This window comes from Paramicrobacterium chengjingii (genome assembly GCF_011751765.2).
GTDB lineage: Bacteria > Actinomycetota > Actinomycetes > Actinomycetales > Microbacteriaceae > Paramicrobacterium > Paramicrobacterium chengjingii.
This window is the reverse complement of sequence record NZ_CP061169.1, coordinates 1-20,253: the sequence shown is the minus strand read 5'-3', so window position 1 is coordinate 20,253 and position 20,253 is coordinate 1. Positions and strand designations below refer to the sequence as shown.

Genomic DNA, 20,253 nt, shown 5'->3' with positions numbered 1-20,253 from the left:
GTCGTCAAGCACGACGGTCAGCGTAAAGCATGGAGATCGCCTCGGATCGCGATGACGCCCCGAGTTTGCGAAGAATTCGCGACACGTGAAACTTCACCGTGTTCTCGCTGATGCCCAGGCGCTCAGCAATGGAGCGATTGCGGTGCCCGGCGGCGAGCAGATCGATCACCTGAATCTCGCGCGGTCTCAAGTTGGCCATCGCCGACGATACGATGCCGGAACTCGGCGGGTCGAGCGGAACAACGATGGCCATCTCGGTTCCCCACCCCGGTGTCGCGTCGACGGCGAGGTGTCCGTCGAGAGCACGCACGCGTTCGCGAACGAAGCGCAGCAGGGTGCTGGTCTCGGAATGATCGCCTGGTCCATCGTCTCGCACATTCACCAGCAGATTCGTGCCGTCGCAATCCCACTGCACCCGCACCTTCGAAACATCAGGAAGATCGGTCAACGCGAGAATCGTTCCCCGCACGACGGCTCGAGCACCGTGTGCAACCTCACCGGGCAGGGGCCGACCATCGGCCGGAGGCTCGACGAACTGCACGTCAATGTCAAGATACCGGGTAATCGGGCGCAGGTCGTCTTGTAGTCGCGCAAACGCCGTCGTGACCGGCTCTTCCGTGAAGGTGCGTGCTTTATCTGTCGCCGTGCGCAGGTGAACGAGCCCTCCCGATGCTAGGGCAATTGCGCGATTGCGCGCTGAAGCATCATCGAGAAGCGTGGAGCGCAGCGCCGAGAGCACCGACTCCAGCGTCGTCGAATACTCGTCAGACAACTCAGTGAGCGCTTCCATTCGCACGCCAGCTGCCGCGCGCGCGTGCTGCAGGTAGTGCGGTGACCCTTCGTCCGCACGCTTCTGCACGTAAAGCGCGACAATGTTCCACGTAGCCAACACAAGATCATCGGCATCGGAAGACCCCGGATCGGCGATGAGCAACAGTGCGCCATTTCGCGCGTGAGCGTGGAGTGCGGGCCTCAGCCCATCCCGCATTTGCAGAGTCGTTCGCTTAACCGACTCGACATTCGGAGCGTCCCTTCGCATTTGATCCAGCTCCAGCGCCGTGACCCCAGCGAGAAACGCTGGATCGCCGACTTCCTGCCGATGCCCTCCTGCTCCGTCTGCCGTCAAGATGATCAGCGCCGAGTGCGCAAGGTGTGGGGTCAGCAGTGCCGAGAGCCCACGCGGAATGTCGCGCGTGGGCATGCTCATCAGATCAACGAGCCCGCGCAGAAACGAATCGTTCGGTTGCACTGTGGACATACTGCACAGCGTAGCAATCACTACTCGAAAGGGTAGGTGTTCTCGCTCGATGGGGTCATTGAACTATACGAAAGCGCGGGAGATGCTCAGAGGAGTGGCGATCGCCACGGTGATCCAGTGCAATGCCAAGGAGTCAATGATGACTGAGAATCGCGCGGTAGCGTACAAGGGAACAGGAGTCGTCGAAGTCGTCGACACCCCCTACCCCACATTTGAACTCAAAGACGGCCCCGGCGTGAATCCGGCGAACGTAGGACGCAAAGTTCCCCACGGCGCCATTCTGCGCACGGTGGCCACGAACATCTGCGGGTCGGACCAGCACATGGTCCGCGGTCGCACGACGGCGCCCGAAGGACTCATTCTCGGACACGAGATCACCGGAGAAGTGGTCGAAGTAGGCCCGGGCGTCGAGTTCATCAAGGTCGGCGACATCGTGTCCGTTCCCTTCAATATTGCCTGTGGCCGATGCCGCAACTGTAAGGAGGGCAAGACCGGAATCTGCCTCAACGTCAACCCCGACCGGCCAGGCAGCGCTTACGGCTACGTCGACATGGGCGGATGGGTCGGCGGGCAAGCCGAGTTTGTACTCGTGCCCTATGCCGACTGGAACCTGCTGAAGTTTCCCGACCGCGACCAGGCTCTCGACAAGATTCTTGACCTGACGATGCTGTCCGACATCTTCCCCACCGGCTTCCACGGTGCCTACACGGCAGGAGTTGGACCAGGCTCGACTGTATACATTGCCGGCGCGGGGCCCGTTGGCCTTGCCGCGGCCGTCGGAGCTCAGTTGCTCGGAGCCGCAGCCGTGATCGTCGGCGATCTCAACGAGGACCGTCTCGCTCAGGCGCGATCGTTTGGGTGCGAGACAGTTGATATTTCGACGGGGGACCCGAAAGATCAGATTGAGCAGATTCTCGGGTTCCCCGAGGTGGATGCCGCGGTCGACGCCGTGGGATTCGAAGCGCGCGGGCATGGCGCCGATTCGGCGCATGAAGCCCCTGCCACGGTGCTCAACTCGCTGTTCGACGTCACGGCGGCCGGTGGTGCCCTCGGCATCCCCGGGCTCTACGTCACGGGTGACCCGGGCGGCGTCGACGAGGCGGCCCAGCAAGGGTCACTGTCGCTGCGCCTTGGCCTCGGCTGGGCGAAGTCACTGTCGTTCACGACCGGTCAATGCCCGGTGATGAAGTACAACCGACAGCTCATGATGGCGATCCTTCACGACAAGGTGCAGATCGCCAAGGCAGTGAAAGCTACACCGATCTCGCTCGAAGACGCCCCTCGAGGGTATGCCGAGTTCGACCAGGGCGCCGCGCAGAAGTACGTGCTCAACCCCAACGGCTACATCACAACATCCTGACCCATCTCACAAAAACAAGAGAACGGAGAATGCCCATGTCAGTCACTCTCGAGGATGCTCGTCGAGTCATCGCCGCCGCCGAGCGTCGTGCAGATGAGATCGGCCAGCCGATGAACATTGCCGTCGTTGATGCCGGGGGAAATCTCGTCGCCCATGTGCGCCAAGACGGAGCGTGGATCGGCAGCGTCGACATCTCGATCAGTAAGGCCTGGACGTCGAGAGCGTTTGACATTGCGACGAAAGATCTCGGTGAGAACTCGCAGCCAACGCAGCAGTTCTTCGGCATCCACGCCACAAACAACGGAAAGGTTGCGATCTTCGCCGGCGGCATACCGCTGACGCAGGATGGCACTGTCGTCGGGGCAGTCGGCGTCAGCGGCGGCTCTGGCGATCAAGACCAGACGGTCGCAGAGGCCGGCGTCGCCGGGTTCTGAATCAGCGTCGAGTCGCAGCCCTCTGCCGTCAGGCGGAGGGCTGCGATCTGTCTGGCGCGAATGCCCACAGTCCGAAGGCAAGCAGAACAAAACCGGATGCTACGCCGCTGACGACGGCAACCCACGCCACACTGAGTTCAGGGTAGCCCCGTGAGGAAATCAGCCGGCTGCCTCCGACAGGCAAAATCACTTCAATGATCACAACAAGCGCGCAGACCGCGAGAATCACCAGAGCGACGCGCAGGGGCATCCGATATGGCCGCCGAGAGTAACGCTCGACGTCGCGAAGCACTCACGGCAGAAAGCTGTGGGCGAGCGCATTGCGCCCGCCCACAGCTTTCTGTCGTGAGATCAGCTCTCGCTGACCGGCGGCTCACCATCGGAATCCGCCGAGTTGTCCGTTGCAGAATCGGAGAGATTCGCGGCATCCGGTGCCATTTCGCTTGGCGATGAGACGTGCCGTGGCTTCTCCGGCTCGGGTGATGGTGCCGACGACTCGCGCAGTGCATCACCGATTGCGCTGCCCGTGACTCGCCCCTGAATGACGCCCGCGAGATCGACGCCCGTCGCTTCCTTGACGGACTCGAAGACACCTCGCATCGCCGATGCCGACTCGCCCGAGAACTGGCTGCCGGCGGGTGACGAGTCAGAACCCGAGCCGATGACGCTGATCGTCCCAATCCGCGAGTAGCCCTGAGCGAACCGCTCCATGAGGTCGGGCAGAATGTCGAGAGCGTGCTGGGCGATGATGCCCTCAAGGTTCTCGTGCAGAGCCTCGGCCTCGGCTCGGATTGCCTCACCCTTGGCCTCACCGGCCAGCCGCACCGAGTCTGCTTCAGCAGAGGCGCGCTCTCGAATTGCCGCGGCTTCGCTCTCGGCGATCTTCACTTCGGCCTCGGCTGCCTTGACCTGGGTGTACGCCTTCGCGTCTGCCTCGCGCTCCTTCTCGTATTGGGCGGCGTCGGCGACACGCTTCACGTCTGCATCCAGCTGGGCCTGCTTGTTCTCTGCTTCCTGCTGCAGAACGTCCTGCCGAGCCTCAACGCGTGCGAGCGCTTCGGCTTGCTCGGCTCTGGCGTTCGCCTGACCGACCTCGGCCTTGGAGTCCGCCTCGTTCTTGTCGTACGCCGTTTGCTCGACAAGGTTTGCCTCGTCGTTGGTGATCTGCTGCTTTCGGATCGCACGCTCGGCGTTCGTCGCGGCGATCTCGGCCGCCTGACGCTTCGACTGCACCTCAGGTGCACCAAGCGAGGCGATGTAGCCGAGATCGTCGGTGATCCCCTTGATCTGGAACGAGTCGAGGATCAGTCCCTGATCGGCGAGCTCGCCCGAGACGTCCGCAGCGATCTGGTCCGAGAACTTCTTGCGGTCGCGCATCAGGCTGACGACCGCGAGGGTCGCCACGATGCCACGGAGCGCGCCCTCAAGCTGCTCGGTTGTGAATTGCTCGATCGCCTTGTCTTGCGACGCAAAGCGCTCGGCCGCCCTTTGCACGAGTTGCTTGGTCGAACCGATCTTGACCATCGCGACGGCCTCGACCTCGAGGGTGACGCCATCATACGATTGGGCCTCTGCCTGCATTGAAACCTGGCGCGAGCGCAGAGAGATGATCTCGTGACGTTGTGTCAGTGGGTTGACGAGCGCCTTGCCGTTCACAATGACGGCGAGCGATGACTCGTCTTTGTTCTTCTTCGACTTCCCCGAGACGACGAGCGCCTCATCCGATCGAGCGACTTTGATCCACATCTTCGCGATAATCAGGGCGATTATCAGAACGACGATGACAATCGCCGCGATGATCCCGACCAGTACCAAGACGCCGCCCGCTATGGCGTATTCCATGAAGCCTCCAAGCTCTTGCTGCAACACTTCCCATCATGTCGGAGTTGCCCGTGGATGCATAGCGCGGCGTCCGACCTGTGGATACGTCGTCCACGTCTTCCACGTCTTCCAACCATCCTTACGTTCCCACGACGCCGATCGTCAGGAGCACAAAGCCTAAGAGCTGAAGCGAGGCTCGCGTGAGTTGGAAGACGTCCCACCGGCGCCGAAGAGCAATAAAGCCGGCTGGCGCGGTCTCCTGGTTGATGCGTCCGGTACGGGTATTGATCGGCACGTTGCCCACGATCGTGACCACGAGCGCAATTCCAAGCGCCACAGCGGCAGTGATGAGCCACATGCCCGCAGAGTCAACGGCAACGATGACGGCTAGAACGGTTGCGATCGTCATCCCGACAGGCATCACTCGACCAAACGTCTTCAGAAGACCCTTCTCGAATGTCAATTGGTGGTCCGGCGCGAGCGTCCGAATGACGGGGTGCACCAGAACGGCAGACCCGAACTCGGCACAGCCGACGAATCCGACGATCACGACAGCGCAGATTTCAAGCCAGTTCATATCGAGCCTCCCATTCTGTTGACTGCATACCTGGATAGTAGCACTATCTAGTAACGAGGGGAACCCTGCACGCACTGAGCACGCTGATGGGCGCCTGCGCATCAGCCGGAGCGATACGCACAGATATCCGCCCGACCGACATTGGAGCCGCATTGGAAGGCATCGCTCTGACCTCTGCACGCCCTGACCAGCGGCAACAGGCCGAACGCCTGCTGACGTCACCCTGAACGGTCTGCGCACCCGCGCGTGAGTGACTCCCGGCCGTGAGCAAACTGGCAGCGAGCCGAACCCTGTCCTCGCGATTCTGGGAGCGTCTGGACGCGAGCCCCGCCTGACCAGTTCGTGCCAAAGCTCGGAGTCGACCATAAATCATCGGGCGTCCACCGCTTCCAGAGCCGCTCGTCGAACACGTCTCTTCGCGACTCGAGGTCGCCTGGCCCGCCGTCAGCTACGTAGCAGTAGCGTCGGATGAGATGTATTGCTGAATTTCTCGAATCGTCGTGGCGAGCGCGCCCGATGTCAGGAGACCGTGCCCCAACGGCCCGGACGAATTTTCCCCGAGCAGCGGCAAACGTGCAAGGGCACCACGAACGTCGTCCGACATGTGCGCCAGTTGCCAACGAACCTCCTCCCTGCGCGCAGCATCCTGAACATTCGCAGAAAGCGACGCTGCCTTCGCCGCATATGCGGCTGCCCCCAGGGCGTGGGCGGCCATGTGCGCAACCCCCGACGCCTGTCCAGCTGAGCGGGCGGCCGCGATTGCCTCTGGTGATCGTGCCGATTGGGCCGCGCGACCAGCGACAAATCGGTTCCGAATCTCGTCGGCGGTGTCACGTTCTCCGTGCCCGAAGGACCGAGCACGCGTGATGCCGTCGCGCGCTCGGTCATCATCCGGGGCCTCAACGGTGAACAACGGCAGTACCCGCTCGGCGCAGTCTGCCGCCCATGTTGCGACGAGACGCCGCTCTGCTTCGCTGAGTGATTGTGGAGATGACATGTATCGATTCTTGCAGGTCGCCTGCTTCGTCGACATTGGCGCGAAAGTGACGTGAACCCAGACACTGGCCACAAGTGATTGCAATTCGCAACTCGATGATTTACGCTATTTCGATACAGGTTGCAGACTGCAAGCAGAAGGGCGTGATCATGGGGAAACTGGTTGTCTGGAACATCGCGTCTGTTGATGGCTACTTCGAGGGCGCGCAACAGTGGGATCTCCGTCTCCACGAGCACATCTGGGGCGAAGACCTCAGGCAACTCAGCCTGAGGTTCGGTGAAGAACTCGGTCTACTGGTGTTCGGTCGCGTCACCTACGAGGGAATGGCCGCCCACTGGCCTGACGCCGATGACGAGTCCGAGATCGCCGAGTACATGAATGCCGCGCCGAAACTCGTCGCCTCACGAACACTCACCACGGCAACATGGCACAACACTGAGGTCGCTGCTGATATTGTCGACGAGCTCTCTCGACGCAAGCGGGTAGATGAACGGCCGATCTATGTCTTCGGCAGTGCTCTGCTCACCGACTCTCTTCTCCAAGCCGGCCTCGTCGACGAACTCCTCATCGGCATTGCGCCCGTGATACTCGGCGAAGGCACGCCGTTGTTCAAGCCGGCCGCCTCCCCCCTCCCCCTCCAGCTCGTCGAGGCGCGTGCGATCGACACCGGAGGTGTGCTGCTCAGATACGCCGTGCCAAGCGCAGAACAAACGTCACGCATCGAACGGCACGCTGAGCGCGACGTTTGACGCCAGCCGCGAGGCGACACAGAAGGCATCACGATGAGACCACTTCGATACTCGATCAACGTCACCCTCGACGGATGCTGCCATCACGAAGCGGGCCTCGCCCCGGATGAGGAATCGATGCAGTACTGGACTGCAGAGATGGAACGAGCCGATGCCCTGCTCTACGGCAGGGTGACCTACCAGATGATGGAGTCGGCGTGGCGAAAGCCAGCCACGGGAGCGTGGCCAGGCTGGATGGGTGATTGGGAGATCCCCTTCGCCGAAGCCATTGACCGGGCGAAGAAGTACGTCGTATCCAGCACTCTGGACGTGGCCGACTGGAACTCAGAGCTACTGCGGGGCGATGTGGAGCAGGCGGTTCGGCAACTCAAGCAGGAGCCAGGCGAGGGCCTGTGGGTCGGTGGTGTAACACTGCCGCTGGCTTTGGCAGATCACGGGTTAATCGACGAGTACGAGTTCGTCGTGCACCCCGTTCTCGCCGGACACGGACCGACGCTGCTCGCAGGGCTGAGTGAGCGGGTCCGCCTTGAGCTTGTGGATCGCCGCGACTTCCGGTCCGGCGCGGTCGCAATGAGATATCGGCCCACGCAACAGACGGAATGACGAGACGTGCCTCTCCGTACCAGTCGCTAATCGCGGACGGCGGCGGCATAGGCCGTCTGGAGCTGCTCGCTCGGACGCGGCGCGTCAGGGTCGGGTCGCGGGATGCCCTGATGAATCTCCCGGAGCTCATCCATCATCGCCTCAATAAGTGCCGGACCTCCATCTCGGAGAAGTTCGGCACGAACGCGCAGGCGCTTGTCACCGTCGCGATGATCTAGGCCCCAGTTTCCGAGCGCGACCATGATCGGAAGTACCTGGATTCCGGCCTCCGTCAGCGAGTACAGGGCACGTTGACCGCGTCGCGCCGTCGCTCGGCTGAGCAGGCCCTGCTCCGTCAGTCGTTTGAGTCTGCTGCTCAGGATGTTGCTGGCGATGCCCTCTTCGGACCCAGCAAGCAACTCGCGAAAGTGGCGCCTATTGCCGAACATGATATCCCTGAGCACCAACACTGCCCAAGGATCGCCCAAGACTTCAACAGCGGCGTTAATCGCGCAGCCCGACCGTGGTGCACTCGGCATCGAACCTCCTACAAGTGATTGCACTCTACCACTGCTTAATCTAAACTCATCTAACTGATTGCATTTTGGGATCGCTTAGGGGCACGCGAGTGAAGAGGCGTACCCGCCACCACATGCATATTTAGAGGGAGAAGAATCTGATGACTCGTGTGATCGTGCACGCGACGGTGACCGTTGACGGATTCCTCGCCGAGCCCGACGGCGGACTCGACTGGATGTTCGGCCGTCCCTCCAGCCCCGACGACGACGCCGTCGTCGCGAAAGTCCTGGATCGCATCGGCGCTGTGGTCGGTGGAGCGAACAAGACGCAGACTATTGAGGATGGCGAGATACCCTACGGCGGCACCATAATGGCACCGGTCTTTCTCATGACCCACAGCGCTCACGACCCGATCGAGCGAGACGGCATCAAGTACACCTTCGTCGTCGAGGACATCGCACAAGCGGTCGAGTTGTCGAAGCAGGCGGCCGGTGACAAGTGGGTCAGCCTCCTTGGGGGAAGCATCTCCCGGCAGTGCCTCCTACTCGGGCTCGTCGACGAGCTGCACCTTGACATCGCACCGGTCCTTCTCGGCAAAGGTATTTCACTATTCGCCGGTCTTGGCCAGCGCATCGAACTCGAACGCATCGAGACCTCAGCTTTCGCCAGCGAATCCCACCACCGTTACCGCGTCCTCCGTTAGACGTTGGACACGCACAGAGTTCGTCAACGTCGAAGGAGGTGTCACACGCGTCTCCGCCTCGACGACGTCTGAAATTGTGGAGCCTAGGGGAATCGAACCCCTGACCTCCTGCTTGCAAAGCAGGCGCTCTACCAATTGAGCTAAGGCCCCCGAAAATGAGAGATCAGTTTAACGTGACTCCCAAAGTGGGGCTACCAGGACTTGAACCTGGGACCTCTTCGTTATCAGCGAAGCGCTCTAACCGCCTGAGCTATAGCCCCGTTTTTGACCAGATTCGAGATTACCCGAAATGGTCGCGATTTCCCAATCGAAAACCGCTCTCCGGCACGCCGGGAGTGTCGAGATCAGTTGTTCGTGAAACCGACGAGCAGTCCGCCCGTAATCTTGACTGCCAAGTTGTACAACGCAGCGGCAAGAGCCCCGAGAACAGTGACGATCACCAGGTTCAGAATCGCCACGACAAGAGCAAAGCCCATCACTCGGCCCAGACCGATGATGGTCTCGAGGCCATCCTTCGATCCGGTTACCTCTTTGTAGAGACTCGACACCTGATCGAAGACACCTGTTGCGTCGAGAACGGTGAACACCAAGAAGAAGAACACGACAGTGATAATGGCCACTGCGATTGCTATCAGGAACGACAGTTTCAGTGCCGACCAGAAGTCGATATATACGAGCTTCAGGCGCACCTGCTTACTCGACGGCTTTCGCGCTGACTTCTTAGCCAGCTTGTCGGCAACGCTTGTCATTCTTACTCTTCCTGTTTCGGAGGCTCAGGTGCGTTAGCTCCCTCAGACTCGACGGCTTCCGCTTGTGCAGTCTCCGCGTCGTCTTCCGACTCCTCATTCTCAAGCTGTCTATCGCTGTTCTTGGCCAACGCAAGAATGCGGTCATTCTCCGCGAACCGCGCGAAGACCACTCCCATTGTGTCTCGTCCCTTTGCAGGAACCTCGGCCACGGCAGAGCGTACCACCTTGCCGCTGGCAAGAACCACCAAAACTTCGTCGTCATCTCCGACGATCAAAGCACCCGCGAGATTGCCTCGATCTTCGTGAAGTTTCGCCACCTTAATGCCCAGCCCACCGCGGTTCTGCAGCCGGTACTGGTCCACATGCGTGCGCTTGGCATAACCACCTTCGGTAGTTACAAACATGTACCAGCCGCCGTCATCAGGAACCCAGGATGCCGAGAGAAGCTCATCGCCCTCACGGAACGACATGCCCTTCACACCAGACGTCGAACGCCCCATGGGGCGAAGTGCCTCGTCGGTCGCCGTGAAACGCAGCGACATTCCCTGGCGCGACACAAGCATGATGTCAGTGTCGGAATTCACCAGCAGCGCAGAAACGAGCTCGTCACCCTCACGCAGATTGATCGCGATAATGCCACCGGTGCGGTTGGTGTCGTAATCGGTGAGACGCGTCTTCTTCACCAGGCCCGAGCGCGTGGCGAGAGCGAGGTACTCCGCGGCTTCATAGTCGCGAATGTCGAGAATCTGAGCGATCTCCTCATCAGGCTGCAGCGCGAGGAAGTTAGCCACGTGCTGACCCTTCGCATCACGACTGGCCTCCTGCAGCTCATACGTCTTCGCCCGATACACGCGCCCCTTGTTCGTGAAGAAGAGTAGCCAGTGGTGAGTGGTGGTCACGAAGAAGTGCTCGACAACGTCATCGGCACGCAGCTGCGCACCGCGAACGCCTTTTCCGCCACGGTGCTGTGAGCGGTAGTTGTCACTGCGCGTGCGCTTGACGTACCCGCCACGCGTCACGGAGACCACCATCTCCTCCTCAGGAATGAGGTCTTCGATCGACATGTCACCGTCGTATCCGAAGAGAATCTCGGTGCGCCGGTCATCGCCGAAACGGTCGACGATCTCGGTGAGCTCCTCAGAGACGATGGTGCGCTGACGTACTTCATCGGCGAGGATCGACTTGTACTCGGCAATGTCTTTCTCGATCTCGACGAGCCGGTCGATGATCTTCTGGCGCTCAAGCGCAGCAAGTCGGCGAAGCTGCATCGCCAAGATGGCATCCGCCTGCAGCTGATCAATGTCGAGAAGCTCGATCAGACCCTCACGCGCTTCGTCGACGGTTGGAGACCGACGAATGAGCGCGATAACCTCGTCAAGCGCGTCGAGAGCTTTCACATAACCACGCTGGATGTGCGCGTCAGCTTCCGCCTTCTTGAGTCGGTACTGCGTGCGACGCACGATCACTTCGATCTGGTGCGCAACCCAGGCTGTGATGAATCCGTCGAGGGCAAGAGTGCGTGGCACGCCGTCGACGATCGCCAGCATGTTGGCGCCGAAGTTCTCCTGCAGCTGCGTGTGCTTGTACAGGTTATTCAGAACAACCTTGGCGACAGCATCCCGCTTAAGGACGATGACGAGTCGCTGACCCGTACGGCCCGACGTTTCGTCGCGTAGGTCGGCGATGCCGCTGAGCCGGCCCTCCTTGATCATCTCCGCAATCTTGATCGCAAGGTTGTCGGGGTTCACCTGGTACGGAAGCTCGGTCACGACGAGGCAGGTGCGGCCCTGAATCTCCTCAACGTTGACGACGGCCCTCATCGTGATGGAACCACGACCCGTTCTGTACGCGTCGTGAATGCCCTTGACGCCCAGAATCTGCGCGCCGGTCGGGAAGTCAGGACCCTTGATGCGCTGCATGAGAGCCTCGAGTAGCTCTTCACGCGAAGCATCCGGGTTCTCGAGGTGCCACAGAGCGCCCGACGAGACCTCGCGGAGGTTGTGCGGCGGAATGTTCGTCGCCATACCGACGGCGATACCCACCGAACCGTTCACAAGCAGGTTCGGGAACCGCGATGGCAGAATCGTCGGCTCGCGCGTGCGGCCGTCGTAGTTGTCTTGGAAGTCGACGGTGTCTTCGTCAATGTCACGCACCATCTCGAGTGCGAGCGGAGCCATCTTCGTCTCGGTGTACCGAGGGGCCGCCGCGCCGTCGTTGCCAGGTGAACCGAAGTTTCCCTGGCCGAGTGCGAGCGGGTAGCGAAGGCTCCACGGCTGAACCAGACGAACCAAAGCGTCGTAGATCGCCGTGTCGCCGTGTGGGTGGAAGTTACCCATGACGTCACCGACAACACGAGCGCACTTCGAGAATGCCTTGTCCGGCCGGTACCCGCCATCGAACATGGCGTAGATCACGCGGCGGTGAACCGGCTTCATGCCGTCACGCACCTCGGGAAGCGCGCGGCCGACGATCACGCTCATGGCGTAGTCGAGGTACGACCTCTGCATTTCGAGCTGCAGGTCAACCTGGTCGATGCGACCGTGGACGCCGAAGGATTCGCCTTCGCCTGCTTCGTTCTCTGGGGTCACGTCGTCGTTAGATGTCAAGGAAGCGCACGTCCTTCGCGTTCTTCTGGATGAAGTTGCGGCGGGACTCGACGTCCTCGCCCATCAGAATGGAGAAAATTTCGTCAGCGGACGCTGCGTCATCGAGTGTCACCTGGCGCAGCGTTCGCGACTCAGGGTTCATTGTGGTTTCCCACAGTTCCTTGTAGTCCATCTCGCCAAGACCCTTGTATCGCTGAATACCGTTGTCTTTGGGGATGCGCTTGCCGTTTGCCTGGCCGTGCACGAGCAGAGCGTCGCGCTCTTCATCGGAGTACACGTAGTCGTGCGGTGCGTTCGACCACTTCAGTCTGAAAAGCGGCGGCTGCGCAAGGTAGACGTATCCCATTTCGATGAGCGGGCGCATGTAGCGGAACACCAGTGTGAGAAGGAGCGTGGTGATGTGCTGACCGTCGACGTCGGCATCCGCCATGAGCACGATCTTGTGGTACCGGGCCTTTGAGTCATCGAAGTCCTCGCCGATGCCCGTGCCGAACGCCGTGATCATCGCCTGAATCTCGGCGTTGCCGAGCGCGCGATCGAGACGCGCCTTTTCCACGTTGAGCACCTTGCCGCGCAGAGCAAGGATCGCCTGCGTTTCAGGATTGCGTCCCTGGGTCGCGGACCCACCGGCCGAGTCACCCTCGACAAGGAAGATCTCGCTGACCGTCGGGTCTTTCGACTGGCAGTCCTTGAGCTTGCCCGGCATGCCTCCACCCTCGAGCAGACCCTTTCGGCGGGCTGTCTCGCGGGCCTTGCGTGCGGCCATGCGAGCGGTTGACGCCTGAATCGCCTTGCGAATGATCTCTTTGGCAGAAAGCGGGTTGCGGTCGAACCAATCGCCGAGCTCGTCCCAGACAACCTTCTGCACAAATGCCTTCGCCTCGGTGTTGCCGAGCTTAGTCTTCGTCTGACCCTCGAACTGTGGTTCGGCGAGCTTCACGGAGATGACGGCGGTGAGCCCCTCGCGAACGTCGTCGCCCGAGAGGTTTTCGTCCTTTTCTTTCAGGATGCTCTTGTCGCGAGCGTATCGATTAACCAGTGTGGTGAGCGCGGCGCGGAAGCCTTCTTCGTGGGTTCCACCCTCGTGCGTGTTAATGGTGTTCGCATAGGTATGCACGCTCTCGGTGTACGCCGTCGTCCACTGCATTGCGACTTCGAGCGCGATCTTGCGCTCCGTGTCTTCGGTTTCAAACGAGATGATCTCGTCATTGACGAGGTCTCCGCGCTTGCTGCGGTTGAGAAATTCGACGTAGTCGACGAGTCCTCGCTCGTAGTAGAAGACCTCGTGCGGAATCTTGCGCTCGGCCGAGCTCTCGGCCTCAGGATCGATTCCCTCGACCTCGTCGTCTGCAATGCTGAAGACGCCCGTGTCGAGATTCGGATCTTCGAGCTCTCTGCTCGGCCGCTCGTCACGCAAGCTGATACGCAGGCCCTTGTTGAGGAAGGCCATCTGCTGAAAGCGTGTGCGCAGCGTGTCGTAATCGAAGTTGGTGGTCTCGAAGATGTCATCGCTTGGCCAGAACGTAATCGTGGTGCCCGTGGCATCGGTTGCCTCGCCCTTCTCAAGCGGGGCGTCCGGAGCACCGTTGTGGTAACGCTGGCGGTAAACGTTGCCCTCGCGGCTCACCTCAACGTCGAGCTGCTCAGAAAGCGCGTTCACTACCGAGCTGCCGACGCCATGCAGGCCACCAGAAACTGCGTAGCCGCCGCCACCGAACTTTCCACCAGCATGCAAAACGGTCAAGACAAGCTGGACGGTAGAGATGCCTTCACGCTCATGAATGGCGACGGGGATGCCGCGACCGTTGTCGACGCATCGCACGGCACCGTCTCGGAGGATGGTGATATCGATAGCGTCGCAATAGCCGGCAAGCGCTTCATCAACGGAGTTGTCGACGATCTCGTACACCAGGTGGTGAAGACCGCGCGGCCCCGTCGAGCCGATGTACATCCCCGGCCTTTTGCGAACTGCTTCGAGCCCCTCAAGAACCTGAATATCGTCAGCACCATAATCGTTTGTGCTCTCGCCGCTCTTCGGTTCTGATGACATAAAAAGTTGGCTCCAAACCGTCGCGAATTCGACATTTCAGTCTACCAAATGAGACTGGGAAAAAGGCGCTGAACGCCCGTTTGAGGGCCTTTCTTACCAAGATCCACCAGATTTGTCACCTTAACCGTAGGTATCGCGCACACCACGGCCCTGAACCGATCTAGGGCCACGTTTGAATGATGGGACGTTGGGGCCTTGAAAACGGATGCTCTCAATGCCCGCTTCGGGAAACCGTGTGGCGATGCGCCCGAGAATCTCGACACGCATCAACCGCAGCTGAGTTGCCCACGCTGTTGAGTCGCACTTCACCGTGAGTAATCCGCCCTCGATTCCGACGGGTTCCGAATGGGCAGCCGTGCTGTCACCAGCGACCTCGGCCCACCGGTTGATCAGCTCGGCTTGCGAGAGGGTTGAGTCCCAACCGAGGCGGCTCGTCAGCGTATTCATGACGTCGCCGATGCCTTTCGGGTCGCGTCCCGAGCCGAAAGGTCTGCTCGACGCGTTGTCGTCGTCGGAGCGCTTCCCCCGACCCCGAGCTCGCTTGCGACCGCCGAAGATCTCCTTGAAACGCAGGTAGACGCGTGTGGATTCGCTCTCGTTCTCAGCCATCGACGATCGTTCCCCCAGTGATGTGCACTGTGTGTGCAGTGAGCTGCTCGGGAATGTCTTCGATCACCGCTGCGGTGATCAGCACCTGCTCAAAATCGGCGACAGCCTCGGCCAGACGCGCCCGTCGCCCCTTGTCGAGCTCGGCGAACACGTCGTCAAGCATCAATACCGGGTCTCCCGAATACGAGTCGCGACGCAGAAGCTGCGCAGAAGCGAGTTTCAGGGCGAGCGCGAATGACCACGACTCCCCGTGGCTCGCATACCCCTTCACCGGAAGATTGTTCAGAGAAAACAGCACGTCGTCTCTGTGCGGACCCACGAGTGTCAGTCCGCGCTCAAGTTCCTGCTGGCGACGCGAATCGAGAGCGGCACGAAACCGCTCGGGCGTCGTCAGGTTCCCGGATGCTGTCGCAGCATCCGCTTGCTTCTGAGCGTCGTCGTCGTCGGCGTCCCTTCCCGCAATTGAGAGCAGCGGCTCGAGTCCTGGACTGTGGTCGTCGTCAACGACCTGCGCATACGCCGTGGCGAGAGGTTCGCGGAGGGCATCCACGAGGGCACGACGCTCGTCGATGATCTCGCTTCCCAATGCAATGAGCTTGTCATCCCACACCTCGAGCGTGTTCAGCTGACCTCCCCGCAACCCCGACGCCCGGGCGGACTTCATCAGAGTGTTGCGCTGCTTGAGAGTTCGCTCGTAGTCAGAGAGCACTCCAGCCAGACGCGGTGTTCTCAGTACAAGAAGCTCGTCGAGAAAGCGGCGGCGTGCTCCGGGGTCGCCACGAACGATCCCCAGGTCTTCTGGTGCGAACAGCACGCTTGAGAAGTAGCGGGGCAGTTCTCTGGGCTTGATAACGCCGCGATTCACTTGTGCCTTGTTCGGACCAGCTATGTTGATTTGCACCTCGACGAGCATGTCGCGACCGGCGTGATGAAGTTTCGCGCGAACGATCGCGGCATCCTCACCCGCCCGAATCAATGCCTTGTCACTCGAAACTCGATGAGAGCCCAGCGTCGAAAGGTATCCGAGGGACTCGACAAGGTTCGTCTTACCTTGCCCGTTGCGGCCGATAAAGAGATTAGCTCCCGGCTGAAGCGTCACATCAGCTGTCGCATAGTTGCGAAAATCGCTGAGGTTCAGGTGCGTGACGATCACGCGTTCCATCGTAGGCGGTGCGCATGACGTTACTCACGTTGCCAAGGTTTCGGATGCTGTCAGTCGTCGGACTTCTTCACGGCGTGTCCGCCAAACTGATGCCGTAACGCGGCAACGGCTTTCATCGCGGGCGAATCCTCTTGGCGTGACACAAAACGAGCGAAGATCGACGCGGAGATCGTGGGAACAGGCACGGCGTTGACGATTGCCTCTTCGATCGTCCAGCGTCCTTCACCGGAATCCTCGACGTATCCCTCGATCTCAGACAGATCATCGTCTTCGTCCAACGCGCGAACAAGCAGCTCGAGCAGCCATGAGCGCACGACCGTTCCCCGCTGCCATGCCTTGAACGTGCCGGGAACATCCTTGAGAAGGTCGCTGCGCTTTTCCAACAGCTCGAAGCCTTCGGCATACGCCTGCATGAGCGCGTACTCGATTCCGTTATGCACCATTTTCGCGTAGTGGCCGGCGCCGACCTCTCCTGCATGAACGAAACCTTCGTCGCGCGGACCGTCCGGACGCAGTGCATCAAAGACGGGCATGACTCGCTGAACTTGCTCTTCTGGCCCACCGACCATCAGGCCGTAACCGTTGTCAAGTCCCCAGACGCCGCCGGAGACGCCGGCGTCGATGTAGTCAATGCCCTTCTTCTCGAGCATCGTGTCGTGGCGAAAGTCATCTGAAAACTTGCTGTTGCCACCGTCGATCACGAGGTCACCCGCGTCGAGTCGTTTCTCCAGATCGGAAATCACCGAATCTGTGACCTTCCCTGCCGGCACCATGACCCACACCGTGCGAGGTGTCGGCAGCGCTGCGACCATCTCGTCGAGGCTCGCCACATCGCTCACATCGGGATTCGGATCGTACCCCGTAACCTCGATGCCCGCGGCGCGCAGACGCGTGCGCATGTTGCCCCCCATGCGACCGAGTCCAACTAATCCGATGTGCATGGCATTCGCCTTTCGTCAGCCGCGAGGGGTGTGATCAGCGCAGCAGCAGGTTCGGCTGCAGCAAGTACTTGTAGCTGTCGGCGCCCGGTTGGTCTTTCGATGACTGGCTCGTGATGAGCATCGGGCCCGGCTTGTTTGTGTTCTCTGACTTCGTGAACGAGAAGCGAACAAATTCACTGCGTACGGCATTGAGGCCGTCGATCAAGAACGAGGGCTTGAGCGACAGAACGATGTCGTCGCCTGTCAGCAGCGCATCCACCAATTCAGACGCCTGTGCCTGTTCGGAGCCGATGGCTTCCATGGTGAGTCCATCGATGCTGAACGAGAAACGAAGTGCAGCTTCGCGCTCGAGAACGAGGGAGACACGGCGCACGGCTTCGATGAGTTCCGAGGTGTTGATGACTGCGTAATTGTCGACATTCTCGGGGAACAGACGACGCACAGGAGGGAACGAACCTTTGATCAACAGCGACGTCACTGTTTTGCGGTCAACGGAGAACGAGACAAGCTCCCGATCGTCCTTATTCGCGAACGAAATCGAAATGTTCCCGCTGTGTCCAAACGTCTTGCCGACTTCTTGGAGTGTGCGAGCCGGCACAAGCGCTGTGAGCGCGTCGTCACCGGTGATGTCGCTTCCATCCCAGTCGATCTCGCGCACGGCTACGCGGTAGCGGTCGGTCGCAACCATGCCGAGGCTGTTGTCATTGACCTCGAGCTGTACTCCGGTAATGACAGGGGTGACATCATCACGGGATGCCGCAACCGCGACCTGAGCAACCGATGTCGCGAATTCCTCTCCCGGAACGAGACCTGTCTGCCCTTCGACTTGAGGAACAGTTGGGTACTCCTCAACAGGCATTGACAGCAATGTAAAGTTCGCGGAGCCGCAGGTGACGAGAATCTTGTTTTCGTCGGTTGCGAAGTTGACCGGTGCGTTCGGCAGTCGACTGGCGATGTCGGCGAGAAGGCGACCGGAGACCAGAATGGTTCCCTCCTCCTCGATGGACGCGTCAATCTCGGTCTGCGACGAGACTTCGTAGTCGAAGCTCGAGAGACGCAGCCCAGATTCCGTTGTTTCGATCAGCACACCGCTGAGGATGGGCAGCGTTGTTCGCTGCGGGAGCAGTTTGACGGCAAATGAGACGGCTTCGCTCAAGACATCGCGGTTGACGCTGAAACGCACGTGGTACCCCTGTCGAACTCGATGGACAAGTCGCACACCATGCTAGCCCCACATCGGGGTCAGAAAATCTGTCATTCGAAGAATCGAGCTCTAATGGGTCAAGGTTCCCGCATAAATATTGTTTAAGTAATTCTCTTAACGGGCTTAACCGCTGTGGAAACTGTGGATAAGTCCCGACACGCCTCATGAAATATGGGAACTACACGCGTGTGAGTTGTTCAACTGGTGTGGGAGCCGCGTAATTACACGGTTGTGAGCCGGAGCCGTCACGGCGTCTCAACTCACAGGCAGGGCGATCTTGTCCCCAGTTAAGAGGAGTTTTCCGGATCTTCTCCACAAGTTATCCACAAGGGATAACAAAAGGCCAGGTGGATCAGCGGTTTCCCTGTTTGATGCGACTTGTGAGCTCGGTCACCTGGTTGTAAATCGACCGCCGCTCCTGCATCAGGTCGCCAATCTTCTTGTTCGCGTACATCACTGTCGTGTGGTCGCGATTGCCGAAGAGCTGGCCGATCTTGGGAAGCGAAAGGTTGGTGAGTTCGCGACAGAGATACATGGCGATCTGCCGTGATGTCGCGACGGCTTGGGAGCGACTGGATCCATAGAGATCGTCGACAGTCAGTTTGAAGTACGCGGCGGTTGTATTGATGATGTCGACGGGTGAGATCACGTTGTCTTCATCGAGCGTGATGATGTCTTTGAGCACGGTCTGCACGAGAGCCATGTCGACGGGGGTGTGATTGAGACTCGCGAACGCGGTGACTCGTATGAGCGTGCCCTCGAGTTCTCGGATGTTGCTCGAGACCTTCGAGGCAATGAACTCAAGCACTTCATCGGGAATTTGCAGCCGCTCGCTCTGCGCCTTCTTGCGCAGAATTGCGATGCGCGTTTCCAGGTCGGGCACCTGAACGTCGGTAATGAGGCCCCATTCGAAGCGTGAACGCATACGGTCTTCGAATCCTGTCAGGTGTTTCGGTGGAAGGTCGCTGGTGATCACCACCTGCTTATTGTGGTCGTGCAGGGTGTTGAACGTATGGAAGAAGGCTTCCTGGGTTTCCGCCTTGTTCTGCAGAAACTGAATGTCGTCGATCAGCAGAATGTCGATGTTGCGATAGCGCGCCTGAAACTCTGGGCCACGGTTGTTTGCGATGGAGTTGATGAAGTCGTTCGTGAATTCTTCGCTCGAGACATAGCGCACGCGAATCCCGGGGTAGAGATTCATGGCGTAATGGCCGATTGCGTGCAGGAGATGTGTTTTGCCGAGACCGGAGTCCCCGTAGACGAAGAGTGGGTTGTAGGCCTTCGCCGGAGCTTCCGATACGGCGACAGCCGCTGCGTGAGCGAATCGGTTCGACTGACCGATAACAAAGTTGTCGAACGAATACTTGGGATTTAGTCGGGTGTCGTTCTGCCGCGCGGGGAGCACTGAGTCTGGTGTCGAGTAAGAAGGCTTCTCTTCCTGCTGCGTTGGGCGCACTGCCTCACGCCGTGGCTCTGCAGAAAAGTCGTACTCCTGCTCGATGATCTCGGGATTGACGACGACGGCAAAAGTGGATGCTCCGTGAGACTCTTCGATCGTGCGAGCGAAGGCCTCCAGAATGGAGGCTCGCATTCGAGCGTTGAGCTGACCGGCGGTGAACTCGTTCGGCACTTCGAGGTAGAACGTTCCGCCCATGATTCCCTTAGGAACAACGAGGCTGAGAAATCCCTGCAGTGGAGGGGTGATGCGTTCATCATCAGCGAGTGCATCCAGCACAACCTGCCAGGTTCCGGCAACATCCTGCTGCTCGTCAGACATAGTTTCCCCCGTACTTATCCACAGCGTTATCCACCGATTTAACCCCCGAGCGCCCGTGAATGCACGCGTGCAAATTGTGGGCTGTGGATAACTAGATCACATCACGCTAGTCTGAGGAAGAGGCCAAGGCAAAATTCCGCGGGATTCCGGTTGGA

The 20,253-nt window shown here is 60.0% G+C and carries 20 protein-coding genes and 2 tRNA genes; 6 read left to right on the top strand and 16 right to left on the bottom strand.

Annotation, left to right across the window (positions count from 1 at the left end; all coding sequences use genetic code 11):
- Positions 1-4: 4 nt before the first annotated feature.
- A complete protein-coding gene (locus HCR76_RS00105) occupies positions 5-1,258 on the bottom strand; it encodes a helix-turn-helix transcriptional regulator (RefSeq protein WP_166986149.1) in 1,254 nt (417 codons plus the stop codon).
- 139 nt (positions 1,259-1,397) lie between these two features.
- On the opposite strand from HCR76_RS00105, the gene fdhA reads away from it, so the two are divergent.
- Positions 1,398-2,618, top strand: coding sequence for a formaldehyde dehydrogenase, glutathione-independent (fdhA, locus tag HCR76_RS00100; RefSeq protein ID WP_166988096.1), 1,221 nt, complete (start codon positions 1,398-1,400; stop codon positions 2,616-2,618).
- A 35-nt stretch (positions 2,619-2,653) separates the two neighbouring features.
- Complete coding sequence (locus HCR76_RS00095) at positions 2,654-3,052, top strand: GlcG/HbpS family heme-binding protein (protein ID WP_166986152.1); 399 nt, start codon at positions 2,654-2,656, stop codon at positions 3,050-3,052.
- 28 nt (positions 3,053-3,080) lie between these two features.
- Here the strand turns inward: HCR76_RS00095 and HCR76_RS00090 are convergent, their stop codons facing one another.
- The 3 genes from HCR76_RS00090 to HCR76_RS00080 all read right to left on the bottom strand — a co-directional run bounded on the left by HCR76_RS00090 (position 3,081) and on the right by HCR76_RS00080 (position 5,450).
- On the bottom strand, positions 3,081-3,344 hold the full coding sequence (locus HCR76_RS00090) for a hypothetical protein (RefSeq protein ID WP_166986155.1): 264 nt from the start codon (positions 3,342-3,344) through the stop codon (positions 3,081-3,083).
- Positions 3,345-3,403: 59 nt separating this feature from the next.
- A complete protein-coding gene (locus tag HCR76_RS00085) occupies positions 3,404-4,894 on the bottom strand; it encodes a flotillin family protein (protein ID WP_166986158.1) in 1,491 nt (496 codons plus the stop codon).
- A gap of 118 nt (positions 4,895-5,012) precedes the next feature.
- Positions 5,013-5,450, bottom strand: a complete 438-nt coding sequence (locus tag HCR76_RS00080; protein ID WP_166986161.1) for an anthrone oxygenase family protein — start codon at positions 5,448-5,450, stop codon at positions 5,013-5,015.
- A gap of 65 nt (positions 5,451-5,515) precedes the next feature.
- Between HCR76_RS00080 and HCR76_RS17670 the strand changes: the two genes are divergently transcribed.
- The gene (locus tag HCR76_RS17670; protein ID WP_350339448.1) at positions 5,516-5,677 is read left to right on the top strand and encodes an SbtR family transcriptional regulator; all 162 of its coding nucleotides are present in this window, start codon (positions 5,516-5,518) and stop codon (positions 5,675-5,677) included.
- A gap of 221 nt (positions 5,678-5,898) precedes the next feature.
- On the opposite strand, the gene HCR76_RS00075 is transcribed toward HCR76_RS17670, so the two are convergent.
- A complete protein-coding gene (locus tag HCR76_RS00075) occupies positions 5,899-6,447 on the bottom strand; it encodes a putative immunity protein (RefSeq protein WP_166986164.1) in 549 nt (182 codons plus the stop codon).
- A 149-nt stretch (positions 6,448-6,596) separates the two neighbouring features.
- Between HCR76_RS00075 and HCR76_RS00070 the strand changes: the two genes are divergently transcribed.
- Positions 6,597-7,196, top strand: coding sequence for a dihydrofolate reductase family protein (locus HCR76_RS00070; protein ID WP_166986167.1), 600 nt, complete (start codon positions 6,597-6,599; stop codon positions 7,194-7,196).
- 33 nt (positions 7,197-7,229) lie between these two features.
- Positions 7,230-7,799: a dihydrofolate reductase family protein gene (locus HCR76_RS00065; RefSeq protein ID WP_166986170.1), complete on the top strand. Its 570-nt coding sequence runs from the start codon at positions 7,230-7,232 to the stop codon at positions 7,797-7,799.
- A 26-nt stretch (positions 7,800-7,825) separates the two neighbouring features.
- Here the strand turns inward: HCR76_RS00065 and HCR76_RS00060 are convergent, their stop codons facing one another.
- Positions 7,826-8,317, bottom strand: a complete 492-nt coding sequence (locus HCR76_RS00060; RefSeq protein ID WP_166986173.1) for a winged helix-turn-helix transcriptional regulator — start codon at positions 8,315-8,317, stop codon at positions 7,826-7,828.
- Positions 8,318-8,457: 140 nt separating this feature from the next.
- Here HCR76_RS00060 and HCR76_RS00055 point away from each other — a divergent pair, with 140 nt between their 5' ends.
- Positions 8,458-9,000 carry a dihydrofolate reductase family protein gene (locus HCR76_RS00055; RefSeq protein WP_166986176.1) on the top strand — a complete coding sequence of 181 codons (543 nt, stop codon included), beginning with the start codon at positions 8,458-8,460 and terminating at the stop codon, positions 8,998-9,000.
- A 77-nt stretch (positions 9,001-9,077) separates the two neighbouring features.
- Here HCR76_RS00055 and HCR76_RS00050 read toward each other — a convergent pair.
- From HCR76_RS00050 to dnaA, 10 genes are all read right to left on the bottom strand, one after another.
- Positions 9,078-9,150, bottom strand: a tRNA-Ala gene (locus HCR76_RS00050).
- Between the two features lie 36 nt (positions 9,151-9,186).
- A tRNA-Ile gene (locus HCR76_RS00045) sits at positions 9,187-9,260 on the bottom strand.
- Positions 9,261-9,344: 84 nt separating this feature from the next.
- The gene (locus tag HCR76_RS00040) at positions 9,345-9,749 is read right to left on the bottom strand and encodes a DUF3566 domain-containing protein (RefSeq protein WP_166986179.1); all 405 of its coding nucleotides are present in this window, start codon (positions 9,747-9,749) and stop codon (positions 9,345-9,347) included.
- A gap of 2 nt (positions 9,750-9,751) precedes the next feature.
- On the bottom strand, positions 9,752-12,337 hold the full coding sequence (gene gyrA, locus HCR76_RS00035; protein ID WP_235934627.1) for a DNA gyrase subunit A: 2,586 nt from the start codon (positions 12,335-12,337) through the stop codon (positions 9,752-9,754).
- A gap of 7 nt (positions 12,338-12,344) precedes the next feature.
- Positions 12,345-14,405 (bottom strand): DNA topoisomerase (ATP-hydrolyzing) subunit B, encoded by a 2,061-nt coding sequence (gyrB, locus tag HCR76_RS00030; RefSeq protein WP_166986185.1) that lies wholly within the window; start codon positions 14,403-14,405, stop codon positions 12,345-12,347.
- 120 nt (positions 14,406-14,525) lie between these two features.
- Complete coding sequence (locus tag HCR76_RS00025; protein ID WP_166986188.1) at positions 14,526-15,014, bottom strand: DciA family protein; 489 nt, start codon at positions 15,012-15,014, stop codon at positions 14,526-14,528.
- Positions 15,007-16,167, bottom strand: coding sequence for a DNA replication/repair protein RecF (gene recF, locus HCR76_RS00020; protein WP_166986191.1), 1,161 nt, complete (start codon positions 16,165-16,167; stop codon positions 15,007-15,009). The genes HCR76_RS00025 and recF overlap by 8 nt, the downstream gene beginning before the upstream one ends.
- 59 nt (positions 16,168-16,226) lie before the next feature.
- A complete protein-coding gene (gnd, locus tag HCR76_RS00015) occupies positions 16,227-17,117 on the bottom strand; it encodes a phosphogluconate dehydrogenase (NAD(+)-dependent, decarboxylating) (RefSeq protein ID WP_166986194.1) in 891 nt (296 codons plus the stop codon).
- 34 nt (positions 17,118-17,151) lie between these two features.
- Positions 17,152-18,300, bottom strand: a complete 1,149-nt coding sequence (dnaN, locus tag HCR76_RS00010; RefSeq protein ID WP_166986197.1) for a DNA polymerase III subunit beta — start codon at positions 18,298-18,300, stop codon at positions 17,152-17,154.
- Between the two features lie 373 nt (positions 18,301-18,673).
- Positions 18,674-19,975: a chromosomal replication initiator protein DnaA gene (dnaA, locus tag HCR76_RS00005; RefSeq protein WP_434063535.1), complete on the bottom strand. Its 1,302-nt coding sequence runs from the start codon at positions 19,973-19,975 to the stop codon at positions 18,674-18,676.
- Positions 19,976-20,253: the final 278 nt, after the last annotated feature.